Source organism: Flagellimonas profundi (assembly GCF_017313275.1).
In the GTDB taxonomy this organism is placed as follows: Bacteria; Bacteroidota; Bacteroidia; order Flavobacteriales; family Flavobacteriaceae; genus Flagellimonas; species Flagellimonas profundi.
Window position 1 is genome coordinate 180,757 of the sequence record NZ_JAFLNM010000002.1, and the last position, 13,925, is coordinate 194,681.

Consider the following 13,925-nt stretch of genomic DNA (forward strand, 5'->3'; position numbering starts at 1 on the left):
CTTCTATGAATTACCTAACCAAATAGAAGAACAAACTTACATATCATTATGTTCAAGCATATCAAAAAAGATTTACCTGCCAGTATTGTGGTCTTTTTCGTGGCTCTCCCCCTATGTTTGGGAATTGCACTGGCAAGCGGCGCACCTTTATTCTCAGGACTTATAGCAGGTATCATAGGCGGTATTGTTGTTGGAGCGCTAAGTGGCTCCCAAATTGGTGTTAGCGGACCGGCCGCTGGACTTGCCGCCATAGTTCTCACTGCCATCGGTACATTGGGCGGCTATCAAAACTTTCTGGTGGCCGTAGTACTGGGAGGAATCATACAGCTCGTTTTCGGATTTCTTAAAGCCGGTATCATAGCTTATTATTTTCCTTCCTCCGTAATCAAGGGAATGCTTACGGGTATTGGTATCATTATCATTTTAAAACAAATTCCCCACTTTTTTGGGTACGATGCCGATCCCGAAGGAGACTGGGCATTCTTTCAAGTGGATGGAGAAAACACCTTTAGTGAGATCATCAACTCTATTAATTATATCAGTCCAGGAGCAACCTTAATCGCGGTAATCGGATTGGCCATCCTTATTTTATGGAGCACGGTATTGACCAAAAAATCAAAAATATTCGAACTTGTTCAAGGACCTCTGGTGGCCGTGGTCATTGGCATAGTCTACTACTCCATTACACAAGGGGATCAAACCTGGGGTATTTCGGCCGAGCATTTGGTCAAGGTACCTGTACCGGATAGTCTTGAGTCCTTCCTAGGCTTTTTTAGTTTTCCAAACTTCGGCGCCATAACCAATACCGAAGTATGGATCACTGGTTTTACTATAGCATTGGTTGCCAGTTTGGAAACTTTGCTCTGTGTAGAGGCCACGGATAAATTAGACCCTGAAAAGCGAACCACGCCCACAAATCGAGAGCTTATCGCGCAAGGTATCGGAAACACCATGTCCGGTCTTATCGGAGGACTTCCGGTTACACAGGTAATTGTCCGTAGTTCCGCCAACATACAATCTGGAGGTAAGACCAAAGCTTCGGCGATCATTCACGGCTTCTTCCTTTTGGGATCGGTAATTTTAATACCTACCCTACTTAATATGATCCCGTTGTCCGTTTTGGCCGCTATCCTATTTATTGTAGGCTATAAACTTGCCAAACCAAGTTTGTTCAAAAGCATGTACCACGCAGGTTGGAAACAATTTGTCCCTTTTGTGGTAACAGTTGTTGGAATTGTGTTCACTGACCTTTTGGTTGGAATCAGTTTAGGTCTTTTGGTAGGAATTGTGGTAGTATTGATCAAAAGCTATCAAAACTCCCACTTTCTTCACATTGAAGAAAAGGATGGAGAATTACATAAGATAAAAATGACCTTGGCCGAAGAGGTAACATTCTTTAACAAAGGAGCCATATTAAAGGAATTGGACAATATTCCAGAAAATTCATACCTCACATTGGATGTGAGAAAAACTCGCTATCTTGACAATGACATCGTTGAAATTCTCGACGATTTTAGAAGTAAGGCGAAAAACAGGAACATCGACATTAAAATTATTTCGGAAAGAGGAGAAGTCGAGAACCCTGAAAGTTATATCGAATTTTTTAATCTAAGACCCAAAAAAACAGCATAACCGATAAATATGAAGGCACATACGAAAGAAACACAATCAACTATGACTCCTGCAAAAGCTATTCAGTTTTTAAAGGAGGGCAATGAGCGTTTCCAACAAAATTTAAAAGCACACCGAAACCTATTGGAACAGGTCAACGATACCAAAGATGGCCAATTCCCATTTGCGACCATTTTAAGTTGTATCGATTCCAGAGTGTCCGCAGAGTTGGTTTTTGATCAAGGTCTAGGAGATATTTTCAGCATAAGGATTGCAGGCAATTTTATCAATCAGGATATTCTGGGGAGTATGGAATTTGCATGCAAACTTGCTGGCACAAAGGCCATTGTGGTTCTCGGCCATACCAGTTGTGGTGCCGTAAAAGGAGCCTGCGACCATGCACGCCTAGGAAATTTGACCAGTTTGATAAATAAGATTGAACCTGCAGTATACGCAGTAAAGGAGCCAAAAGACGAGTCCGAAAGAAATTCACAGAACTTGGATTTTGTGGACGCCGTTGCCGTTAAAAATGTTGAAATGGCCCTTGAAAACATTAGAAGTCAAAGTGTAATCCTGAAAGAAATGGAAGAACATGGTGAAATTGCAATTGTAGGAGCCATGTACGATATTTCAGATGGCCATGTTACTTTTTTGTAATTTTTTTAATGAACAAACATAATCAAAAGGGGGCGATCTTAAGATCGCCCCCTTTTGATTTATAAATTTATACTCAAGATGTTGCCAACAACACCTATCTTGTTATTGATATTTTAATACCCATGTTAGTCACAAAATTCCCTAATGATTCGGGACCCATTTATTTGGAAACCATGGAGGGAAGGTTTCCCGCAGAGCCCTTCAACACATTCAGCAACCTTATATTTCTGGCATTGATCATTTACTGGGGCATCAAGGTCTATCGAAATCCAGGACAACAACGTTTTTTAGCTTGGGTTCTTCCCATTATTGGGATCAGCTATGTAGGGGGTACTGTTTTCCATGCCACGCGCAGCCATGAGTTTTGGCTTCGTTTGGATTGGATGCCCATAATGTTGCTGTGTGCAGCATTGGTCATCTATTTTATTTTTAAACTCGTCAGCATTTGGTGGCAACGAATCATCTGGGTCATAGTCCTGCTCGGAACTTCCTTATTACTACGTATACTTCCTATTCCTGCTGGATTGAGAATCTCTCTCGGCTATGTGATTACCGCGGCAACCATACTTATTCCTATTACGTGGTACTTAATAAAGACCAAGGGCAAGAATATAGGCTTTGTCATTACGGCCTTCTTCATTTTTGCAATCGCTGTTTTCTTTAGGAGCATCGATCAACATCAAAATTTCTTCCCAATGGGTACCCATTGGTTATGGCATTTATTGGGCGGAATCGCAGTACATTTTTTAATTGCCTATATATTCAAGGACAATTTGCTAAATTTGTCCGCCAATAGCGTAAGCAGTCATGATTGATACCATAAAGGAACACATCGCCGAAGTAGAAAGGTTCACTTCGAACTCAATGGAAGAAATTGAAGCTTTCCGAATCAAGTATTTGGGGAAAAAAGGGCTTTTGAACAGTTTCTTTGCCGAATTCAAAAATGTGCCCAACGAGCAAAAGAAAGATTTTGGCAAGGTTGTCAATCAGCTAAAGAGTGCTGCAACCGATAAAGTCAACGAACTCAAGGAAGCCCTGGAAAACCAAACAGAGGCTACCGGCAAGTATGGTGATCTTACCCGCCCGGGTGAACCGGTCGAAATTGGTGCCCGACACCCCATTTCCATTGTAAAGAACCAAATTATAGATATTTTCTCTAGAATTGGTTTCAATGTATCCGAAGGTCCGGAGGTGGAAGACGACTGGCACAACTTTACCGCGTTGAATCTTCCAGAGTACCACCCTGCAAGGGATATGCAGGATACATTTTTCATTCAAACAGACCCGGATATCCTCTTACGTACACATACCTCATCGGTACAGGTACGCTATATGGAAGCCAATAAACCCCCCATCAGGACCATTTCTCCCGGAAGGGTATATCGAAACGAGGCCATTTCTGCACGCTCGCATTGCTTTTTCCATCAAGTGGAAGGTTTGTATGTGGACAAGAACGTTTCCTTCGCGGATTTGAAGCAGACACTTCAATATTTCACTTCCGAAATGTTCGGCAAGTCAAAAATTAGATTGCGCCCGTCCTACTTCCCTTTTACGGAGCCAAGCGCTGAAGTTGATGTATACTGGGGCCTTGAAACCGAAACCGATTACCGTATGACCAAAGGTACAGGTTGGTTGGAAATAATGGGGTGTGGTATGGTAGACCCCAACGTTCTGAAGAATTGCGGTATAGACCCCGAAGTATATTCCGGATTTGCGTTTGGTATGGGAATAGATCGTATTGCCCTTCTTCTCCATCAAATTTCTGATATTCGCCTGCTTAGCGAAAATGATGTTCGTTTCTTGGAGCAGTTCAAAAGCGCATTGTAAACCCTCCCATGAAAAAGGATATTGAAATTCCCGTTGCCAAGGATGTACACATTGCGATAATTCGCGAATGGAACGATGAATTTCTATCCAAAGATTGGAATGCCTATCTCATCAACAACCGAGCGGATGCCATTGAAATGACCATTGTAGTTTCCAAAGGTTTTGATGATGACAAAAAAACCTCGACCATGCGACATGGCATTGGCGTTGTCGAACCAAAGTCCTTTAAAAAAATTGAATTTATTCAAGAGGAGGTATTGGCGCTCAACAATGAATTCTTTGTTACTTTTTTTGCTGAAAACAAGCTATTTGAAAAAAGGTTCCTATTTCCTAAACACTCCATCACGGAAAATCGCCTTACCACAATCCCGATTATAGACAAGGAAGGGATTCTTTCCGAGGGTTGATGGGTATTTATCCGAAGGAAACATTCTTTTAACAAAATTTTAGTTCCCGTTGGTTCGGTTTGTTCCGAACCAATTATAAATTTGTTGCTTCAAAAATCCATTGCATGGAATATACGAAGGAAGAAATTGTTGAAACATTAGGGGTGCATTTGGAGCAGGAGCACAACCTGCCACCATTGGCGGCCCGTATTTATGCCATTTTGATCTTAACGGACCAGGATGGGCTCACCTTTGAGGATTGCTTGGAAAAAAGAGGGGCCAGCAAAAGCTCTACCTCTACCTCTTTGAACCTATTGCTGAATATGGGTGTAATTACCTATTTCACCAAGCCGGGCGATAGGAGAAGATATTTTAAAACGGCAAAGAAGAAAACCTTCTTCCTTTCCAAGCTCCAAGAGAACCTGAACCGTCTTGAAAGCGAAAAGCACATTATCACGCTGGTTATGGGGTATCATAAAAATTACAGTCCAAAAAAGTATGAAGAAGGACAGGAAAGAACCCAGGTTTACTTGGACTACGTCAACGAGAACGAGAAGATGTTAAAAAAATCAATCGAAAAACTAGAATCAATTTTAAAAGAGCAATCACTCCAACAACCATAAACGTAACAAAGCAAGTTCGTACATGAAAACAATCAAATCAATCTTAATATCAACAGGCGCACTTTTGATCCTTTCCTGTGGGGGCAAAAATCAGCAGCAAGCGGCAACGGGTTCCCAAACACCTTCGCTTAAAGTAACTACTTTGCAAAAGGAGGACATCACTATATACAAATCATATTCCACTAATGTTCAAGGGAAACAGAATGTGGAAATATGGCCCAAGGTTTCGGGCTTTGTTCAAAACATTTATGTGGAAGAAGGACAACAGGTAAAGAAAGGGCAGTTATTGTTCAAACTGGAAACGCAGACGCTTTCTCAAGATGCCCAAGCAGCCAAGGCTGCGGTTAATGTTGCCCAAGTAGAAGTGAACAAACTAGTTCCGCTTGTCGAAAAAAACATTATCAGCGAAGTACAATTGGAAACTGCCAAAGCCCAATTGGAACAGGCCAAAAGCAACTACAGTAGTATTAAGGCAAATATTGGATACTCCAACATTGTTAGCCCCGTAAATGGATACATTGGTGAGATTCCATATAAAGTTGGGGCTTTGGTCAGCAGTACCATGGGCGAACCATTAACCGTGGTTTCAGATATAAGTGGTATCCGCGCCTATTTTTCAATGACCGAAAAGGAACTCTTGGAAATGAAAAGTGAGATGACCGAAGATGGCTCAGCGGTTTCGGCAAAGAATGCACCCGAAGTGGAATTGGTAATGATCAATGGTGAAACCTATCCGCAAAAAGGAAAAATCGCAATGGTGAACAACATCATCAACCCGACAACGGGAAGCGTAACCCTCAGGGCGGATTTTGACAATCCCAATTTATTATTGAGTTCGGGAAGTACGGGAACCATTAAGGTTCCATCCACCTACAAAGATGTTTTTGTAATCCCGCAATTTATAACTGTGGATCTGCAAGGCACCAAAATGGTGTATTTGCTGAATGATGATAACACTGTAAAAACACTTCCCTTGAGCATCGTGGCCCAAACTGATAAGGAATTCATTGTAGAGGAAGGTTTGCAGGAAGGGAGCACCATTGTTACCGAAGGGGTATCCAAACTGAAGGATGGACAGACCATCAATCCAGTAAAACAATAATTGCCGTCAATCATTCATAGAACAACTTATATATGTTCCAAAAATTTATAGATCGTCCTGTACTCTCCACAGTAATATCCGTGATCATCGTGATTTTGGGTATTCTTGGGCTGAGTACATTGCCCGTAGAACAATATCCAGAAATTGCACCACCAACGGTACAGGTAAACGCCAATTATACCGGCGCCAATGCAGAAACAGTACTAAAAAGTGTGGTTATTCCGCTGGAAGAACAAATTAACGGTGTGGAGGGCATGACCTACATGACCTCATCAGCCAGTAACGATGGTACGGCCAACATCAGTGTGTTCTTTGAACTTGGTGTTGATCCCGATATTGCAGCGGTAAACGTTCAGAACCGGGTGGCAAGGGCCAATAGCCTGTTGCCACAAGAAGTTATAAACACCGGGGTTACCACCCAGAAAGCACAGAACAGTGCTCTTTTGTACTTCTCCATTTTCTCCGAAAATGAGGATTATGATGCCACCTTTGTGGAAAACTATGCTAAAATCAACCTGGTTCCCCAATTACAACGAATCAAAGGGGTTGGTAACGTAAATGTATTCGGCTCCAAGGATTATTCCATGCGTATCTGGATCTCTCCCGATAAAATGGCGGCCTATGACTTAGTCCCTGCGGATATTCAGGCAGCTCTACGGGAACAGAACAGGGAAGCTGCCACAGGTAAAATAGGGGAGAACGCTGATGGCATTTTTGAATATGTCATGAAATACAAAGGGCGTTTGTCCGAAGTAAAGGAATACGAGAACATTATTCTTAGGACTACGGATGATGGTGGTTTTCTCCGCCTAAAAGATGTAGCTGAAATCGAACTCGGAGCACTGAGCTATGTTAGGAAGAACTCTGGTATGGGAAACCCCGGTGTTGCTGTGGGTGTTTTCCAAACCTCTGGTTCCAATGCAAGGGATATCATCGACGAGATTGAGACCATTTTGGAGGAATCAAAAGCAGATTTCCCAACAGGATTGGATTATGTAATTCCGTTCAACTCCAAAGATTTCCTGGATGCTTCCATAGATCATGTGGTGCAAACCTTGATTGAGGCATTTATCCTGGTATTTATTGTGGTATTCCTTTTCCTTCAGGATTTCAGGTCCACTTTAATTCCGGCTATTGCAGTACCCGTGGCCATTGTAGGTACTTTTTTCTTCCTACAATTGTTCGGCTACTCCATCAATATGTTAACACTTTTCGCCATGATCTTGGCCATTGGTATTGTGGTAGATGATGCCATAGTGGTGGTCGAAGCTGTTCATGCCAAACTGGAGGATGGAGCCGATTCGGCAAAAACCGCCACCAAAAATGCAATGAGCGAAATTTCGGGAGCCATTATCTCCATTACCTTGGTGATGTCAGCCGTATTTATTCCCGTTTCCTTTATTCAAGGTTCCTCGGGAGTATTCTACCAACAGTTTGGTATTACCTTGGCCGTAGCCATTTTGATCTCGGCAGTAAACGCTTTAACCTTGAGTCCCGCGTTAGCGGCATTGTTCTTAAAACCACATGACCATGAAAAAGGCAAAAAGTCAAATGTATTAGCGCGTTTCTTTAGGGCATTTAATACTGGTTTTACGGCAATCACCAATAAATACACGAATTCCATTGGCACTTTGGTGAAGCGTAAATGGATTACACTTGCCCTGCTATTGGGCTTTAGTGCATTGGCCATTTTCTTGTTCCGTTCCACGCCATCCGGTTTTGTGCCAGATGAGGATCGCGGGATGATCTTTGTAAATGTAAGCATGCCCCCGGGCACTACCATTGAAAAAACCGAGGAAACCATTATGAAATTGGATTCCATCTATGAGTCCATGGATATCATCGATGCAAGAATGAGCGTAGCGGGGTTTAGTTTATTGAGCCGTGTAAGTGCAGGGTCCTACGCATTCTCTATTATGAAATTGAAGGACTGGAGCGAGAGGGATACAGATTCCTTATCAGTGGACGCCACCATGCAACGATTGTACGGAATAACGGCAGGTTTCAATGATGCGGAAATCATCTACTTTACCCCACCGAGTATACAAGGGTTTGGTACGAGTTCTGGTTTTGAGGTACAGCTTCAGAGCAAAACTGGTGAAGATTGGAACAGTATCAACGATGTGAAGAATCAGTTTTTGGGAGCCTTAAATGCTAGGCCCGAAGTCCAATACGCCATTTCCCAGTTCGATCCAGGTTTCCCTCAGTACAACTTGGACATCGATATGGAAAAAGTGAAAATGGCCGGGCTGACAGCGACCGATATTTTTAATGCGCTCCAAGGTTATTACGGAGGTATTTATGCGACCGACTTCAATAAGTTTGGTAAGCAATACCGTGTAATGATTCAGGCTAAACCTGAAGACCGCGCCAATGAAAACTCTTTGAACCACATTTTTGTCAGGAACACCAATGGGGAATCTGTTGCGGTGAGCCAGTTTGTGGACCTTAAGAAAATATACGGGCCAGAATTGGTACAACGATTCAACCTGTTGAGTTCCGTAAAAATAACAGGAGTGCCAAATCCAGGCTACAGTACGGGAGATGCCATTACGGCGATTGAGGAAGTGGCCGCGCAGGTATTGCCGAACTCCTATACCTACGATTATTCCGGGTTGACAAGGGAAGAAAGCAACGCAGGTTCGCAGACCATACTCATTTTTATTTTGAGCTTGGTATTCGTTTACTTCCTGTTGAGTGCACAATATGAAAGTTATATTCTTCCTCTTTCCATATTGTTGTCTTTACCCTTTGGTATCGCAGGAGCTATTCTTTTTATCAATGTAGCTGGTTTGCAGAACAACATTTACTTCCAGATTGCCTTGATCATGTTGATTGGTCTGTTGGCCAAAAATGCCATTTTGATTGTGGAGTTTGCATTACAACGTAGACGAGCAGGCTTATCGTTGTTTGATGCAGCTGCGGATGGTGCTCGTGCGAGGCTCCGTCCCATTTTAATGACATCCTTTGCATTCATATTTGGTCTGTTGCCATTGGCGCTTTCTTCTGGGATAGGTGCCATCGGAAACCGTTCCATCGGCGTGAGTGCGGTGGGCGGAATGCTAGTGGGAACCATCTTGGGTGTATTTATTATTCCCGTGCTTTTTGTGGTGTTCCAGGCATTGCAGGAACGCATTTCCGGTAAGCCCGAAAAACTTCAACATATTGACAATGCCTAATTATCCTTTGATCGAACAACGTATATCATCCATGAAAATAAAATCCACATATAAACTGCTCTTGGTACTTACAGCGCCACTGTTGTTGCAATCTTGTTTTGTGGCCAAAAACTACTCAAGACCGGAAGTAGAGACAGAAAATCTATACCGGACCGACAATTTGCCGCAAGACAGCGTATCCATGGCCGATGTATCTTGGAGGGACCTATTCAACGACGAACAACTAAAGTCCTACATTGAGCAAGGTCTGGAGAACAACATAGACATCCGGATTGCGCTACAAAATGTTGTGGCCGCCGAAGCATATGTAAAACAAGGTAAGGCCAGTTACTACCCGACTCTTTCGGGCACGGCCAGTTTCACAAGGACCAAAAACTCTCGAAACAGTCAGTTTGGTAGCTTTTTTACCAGTGCCCTGGAACAATATGAATTGTCCGGAAGCCTATCGTGGGAAGCAGATGTTTGGGGCAAGATCAGAAGTAATAAGCGCGCCTTTAGTGCTTCATATTTGCAGAGTGTTTCGGCACATCAAGCGGTAAAAACCAACTTGATCGCCAACATTGCCTCTACCTACTATCAATTGTTGGCTTTGGACAAACAGTTAGAGGTATCCAAACAAACCTTGGAATCCAGAAAACATAGTTTGGAGACCACCATAGCACTAAAAGACGCTGGCCAGGTTACCGAAGTCGCCGTAAAACAAACAGAAGCCCAAGTGCATACCACGGAAATTATCGTAATCGACCTTGAGAACAACATTAAGCTGTTGGAAAATGCTTTTAGTATTCTATTGGGTGAAGCACCACAAAAAATTCAACGAGGAAGTTTGGACAATCAGGCCATTGACACTGAATTGCGCACAGGTGTTCCTTATTTGTTGTTGGCGAACCGGCCAGATGTGATGCAAGCAGAATATGGTCTTATCAATGCTTTTGAATTAACCAACGTCGCCAAAAGCAGTTTGTACCCTTCATTGAGGTTGTCGGCAGCAGGAGGCTTTCAAAGTTTGGAACTGGAGAATTGGTTGGACGCAAGCTCACTCTTTTCCAATTTAGTGGGATCCTTGACACAACCCATTTTTAACGGAAGACAGCTTCGTACACAAATGGAAGTGGCCAAAGCCCAGCAACAACAAGCTTTGTTAAACTACAAGCAAGCCTTGCTCACCGCCGGCAGGGAAGTAAGTGATGCGCTTTACACCTATGATGCCGAAACCCAGAAGTTGGAGGCCCGTTCCAAAGAACTTAAAGCATATGCCACAGCAGAGGAATATTCAGAAGAATTACTGAACAATGGCTTGGCGAACTATTTGGAAGTGCTGACCGCTCGACAGAATGCACTGAATTCCGAACTGAACTATGTAGATTCCCAATACGCGCAACTGAGTGCCATTATAGAATTGTATAGAGCATTGGGCGGAGGCTGGAAGTAAAAAAATGGCAGAGGATAAAAACGATATATTGGCCTATGCCATAGAAAACTTCACCAAATTTGGAAGCAAGCGGTTCTCTATGGACGAATTGGCGAAAAACCTCGGTATTTCCAAAAAAACACTCTACAAGCATTTTAGTAGCAAAGAAGAATTGGTCAAGGAAAGTTTGACCCATTATCTTGGTAAGATTAAAAGCAATATTGACGATTACATGCTCATCAATCACAATGAAGAGCAGCCGCTTACCACAATAATATATATTTACAAGCAGGGGTTGATCACTTTTCAGGAGATCAACCCCTCCTTTCTTCATGGACTCAACAAATATTACCCCAACGCCTATAAAGTTTATTCCCAGCTAAAAAATGACATTGTTTGGGATATTGTATGTCCACTATTAAAAAAAGCACAAGGCTTGGGACAAGTAAGAAAAAATGTAAAAGTGGAGCTGGTTTGTTCACTTTTTTTGGCCAGAATGGAAGAAACCGTGTATTCAAAGGCCAATTTATTCCGAGAATACAGTATTCACGAACTGCTAGACCATATCATTATCAATAACCTAAGGGGCATTCTCACTTTGGAATATCTTAAAAAAAGCCCCCTTAAATGGTAGTCCCAACTAACAATTTTCTAAAGAAACCCCTTCAATTTTAATAAATTCTTTTATAAACACCTGATTTTTACGTTTTTAGTGTTGTTTTTAGCAAAATGATCACGTAGTTTTAATTTCTTCTAAAAACTAATAAACCAATGGGAACTAAAACTAACATCAACAGACGTGATTGGATCAGAAAAAGTATGCTCACCGCAGGTGGTGCAATGGCACTGCCTTATATCGGATTAGCCGAAAAACCAAAGGCTCCATTAACCTTGGATTCCCAAGGAAATGCAGTTTACAGTCCGTTCTTTAAGGAATACTTGCCAAAACCTGAAGACGCACTTCCAGAATTGGCAGCAAAATTGAATGCCAACGAAAACCCATACGGTCCTTCACCTATGGCCTTAGAGGCTTTCAAAAATTCAGCTGCTGGAGGAAACAGATATGCATGGAAAGAGTTGTTTCAACTGGTAGATAAAATTGCAGATTTTGAAGGCGTTGAGAGTAAAAACGTAATGATGGGACCCGGTTCTTCCGATTTATTGGAAAAAACGGCCATGGTCTTCTTTATGAACGGTGGCAATGTGGTTTCCGCAGACCCAGCTTATATGTCACTTATACAAGTGGCCGAATCCGTTGGTGCAACTTGGAAACCTGTTCCATTGAAAGATGATTGGTCGCACGACCTTAAAGCTATGGAAGAAGCCATTGATGATGAAACCAAATTGGTTTATATATGTAACCCCAACAACCCAACGGGCTCTATGACCGATCACGAAGAATTGGTCGACTTCTGCTCCAGAGTTTCAGAAAAAGTTCCGGTATTTGTAGACGAAGCCTATTTATGGTTCTTGGACGAAGGAGCCAAAAAGAGTATGGTTTCCTTGGTAAATGAAGGCAAAGATGTAATCATTGCGAGAACCTTCTCCAAAATTCACGGTATGGCCGGACTTCGTGTCGGTTATATTGTTGCCCTCGAAGAGACTTTGGGAAGACTACAAAAAATTACACGTGGCGGTATGGGAATTACCTTGCCATCGGTTTACGCTGCTATAGCTGCTATGGATGATGATGCTTTCATTGAAAAATCACGTAACCTAAATGCCGAGTGCAGGGAATACGTGTATAACAGCCTAGAGAAAATGGGTATAACGTCTTATGTGCCCTCTTCAACAAGTTTTATCATATTCCCTATCGAAATGGAGGGTAGAGCATTTTTAGAGCAAATGACTGAGTTAAAGGTGGGGGTTCGTGCTTTCCAGTTTATGGACCAAAACTGGTGCCGTGTCAGTATGGGAACCATGGACGAAATGAAAACATTTACCGCCGCACTCAATAAAGTGTTGGTATAGTGGATGTAGGTATTCAAAAAACCATTGTATTTCTTTTTTTCATCTTCATTGGAATTTTACTCAAAGTAAAGTTTAAGTCCAAGGAGGAGATTACTGGAATAAAAAAGGTGATTCTAAACCTAGCATTGCCAGCAACCATATTTATTGCGCTGCTCGGCATAAAGGTGGAATTGCACCTGTTGATATTGCCCTTTTTGGCCCTTGGGCTTAACCTATTATTGTTTTTTGCCATGCCCTTTATATTGCCCCTTATGGGTATTGGCAAAGGAACCTCGGAGTATAGAACGGCCAAATTGTTGGTGCCTTCATTGGCACCCGGTCTGTCTTCATTTCCATTTATATTGGAATTTTTAGGGGAAGACTTTCTGGCCAAAGCTGCTATGTCGGATTTAGGAAACAAAGTTTTTGTGCTCTTCTTTTTATACTTAGTGGCCATGAACTGGCATTATAGCCTACAATCCAACGAAAAGAAAAATGGTGGAACCAAGTTAAAGCCCTTGATCAAGGCCATGGTTTCTGAGCCTGTAAATGTATTTATTGGCGCAGCTTTGGTGTTGTTGGCCCTAGGTCTTAGCATGGATTCGCTTCCATTTTTTATGAGCGAAACCTTGGAGAAACTAAGTTTGATCATGACGCCTTTGGTGCTCTTATTTATAGGATTGGCCGTAAAAATCAAAAGGAAACAGTTCTTCCAGATTTTTTCTTTGCTGTGTACCCGTGCAGCGTTGGTATTACTGATTTCAGGCATTTTTGTTACCGTTGCAGGTGTCGAGGCCCGAAATGAAATATTGCTCACGATGGCCTTTGGCCTAAGTGCATGTAGTTTTTGGCCGTACGCTCATATAGCAGCGGTAGATAGTATGGAAATGGACAAAAAATCCAAGAAGAGAACATTTAGCAGTGATTTTGGCGTGGCTATACTGGCTCTTTCGTTCCCATTGTCCACCATGTTGATATTAGCAACACTCAATAGCGGTTCTTTCTTTGTAAATCCGTTACATATTTTCTTGATAGCAGTTGTGCTCTTGGCAGTTGGGTTTGCTATTCCTTTGATCAGTGGGGTCAGCAAAAAAAAGTGGTCGGAGCAAAAATTGACCCCTCATGAAATAAATTCTGCTGCTGCGGAAAAAGCTGCCTAGCATTCGTAAGAAAAGTTAG

12 protein-coding genes are annotated in these 13,925 nt (G+C 42.3%); all 12 read left to right on the top strand.

The features are described 5' to 3' along the window. Positions 1 to 48: 48 nt before the first annotated feature. The 12 genes from J0654_RS09765 to J0654_RS09820 all read left to right on the top strand — a co-directional run bounded on the left by J0654_RS09765 (position 49) and on the right by J0654_RS09820 (position 13,906). Positions 49 to 1,632, top strand: coding sequence for a SulP family inorganic anion transporter (locus J0654_RS09765; RefSeq protein ID WP_207028396.1), 1,584 nt, complete (start codon positions 49 to 51; stop codon positions 1,630 to 1,632). Between the two features lie 9 nt (positions 1,633 to 1,641). Next, positions 1,642 to 2,268 carry a carbonic anhydrase family protein gene (locus tag J0654_RS09770; RefSeq protein ID WP_207028398.1) on the top strand — a complete coding sequence of 209 codons (627 nt, stop codon included), beginning with the start codon at positions 1,642 to 1,644 and terminating at the stop codon, positions 2,266 to 2,268. A 122-nt stretch (positions 2,269 to 2,390) separates the two neighbouring features. Beyond that, entirely contained in the window at positions 2,391 to 3,083 is a 693-nt protein-coding gene (locus J0654_RS09775) for a hypothetical protein (protein ID WP_207028400.1), read from the top strand. Continuing rightward, the gene (gene pheS, locus J0654_RS09780) at positions 3,076 to 4,095 is read left to right on the top strand and encodes a phenylalanine--tRNA ligase subunit alpha (protein WP_207028401.1); all 1,020 of its coding nucleotides are present in this window, start codon (positions 3,076 to 3,078) and stop codon (positions 4,093 to 4,095) included. Before J0654_RS09775 ends, pheS begins: the two co-directional genes overlap by 8 nt. Positions 4,096 to 4,103: 8 nt before the next feature. After that, entirely contained in the window at positions 4,104 to 4,502 is a 399-nt protein-coding gene (locus J0654_RS09785) for a hypothetical protein (protein WP_207028404.1), read from the top strand. Positions 4,503 to 4,606: 104 nt separating this feature from the next. After that, positions 4,607 to 5,104 (top strand): GbsR/MarR family transcriptional regulator, encoded by a 498-nt coding sequence (locus J0654_RS09790; protein WP_207028406.1) that lies wholly within the window; start codon positions 4,607 to 4,609, stop codon positions 5,102 to 5,104. A gap of 22 nt (positions 5,105 to 5,126) precedes the next feature. Then, complete coding sequence (locus J0654_RS09795) at positions 5,127 to 6,206, top strand: efflux RND transporter periplasmic adaptor subunit (protein ID WP_207028408.1); 1,080 nt, start codon at positions 5,127 to 5,129, stop codon at positions 6,204 to 6,206. A gap of 32 nt (positions 6,207 to 6,238) precedes the next feature. Then, positions 6,239 to 9,385 (top strand): efflux RND transporter permease subunit, encoded by a 3,147-nt coding sequence (locus J0654_RS09800; protein WP_207028410.1) that lies wholly within the window; start codon positions 6,239 to 6,241, stop codon positions 9,383 to 9,385. Positions 9,386 to 9,416: 31 nt separating this feature from the next. Further along, the gene (locus J0654_RS09805; protein ID WP_207029585.1) at positions 9,417 to 10,817 is read left to right on the top strand and encodes an efflux transporter outer membrane subunit; all 1,401 of its coding nucleotides are present in this window, start codon (positions 9,417 to 9,419) and stop codon (positions 10,815 to 10,817) included. 4 nt (positions 10,818 to 10,821) lie between these two features. Further along, the gene (locus J0654_RS09810) at positions 10,822 to 11,430 is read left to right on the top strand and encodes a TetR/AcrR family transcriptional regulator (protein WP_207028412.1); all 609 of its coding nucleotides are present in this window, start codon (positions 10,822 to 10,824) and stop codon (positions 11,428 to 11,430) included. A 137-nt stretch (positions 11,431 to 11,567) separates the two neighbouring features. Continuing rightward, positions 11,568 to 12,767, top strand: coding sequence for a pyridoxal phosphate-dependent aminotransferase (locus tag J0654_RS09815; RefSeq protein WP_207028414.1), 1,200 nt, complete (start codon positions 11,568 to 11,570; stop codon positions 12,765 to 12,767). Beyond that, positions 12,767 to 13,906, top strand: coding sequence for an AEC family transporter (locus J0654_RS09820; protein ID WP_207028416.1), 1,140 nt, complete (start codon positions 12,767 to 12,769; stop codon positions 13,904 to 13,906). The genes J0654_RS09815 and J0654_RS09820 overlap by 1 nt, the downstream gene beginning before the upstream one ends. The last annotated feature ends 19 nt before the right edge of the window (positions 13,907 to 13,925 follow it).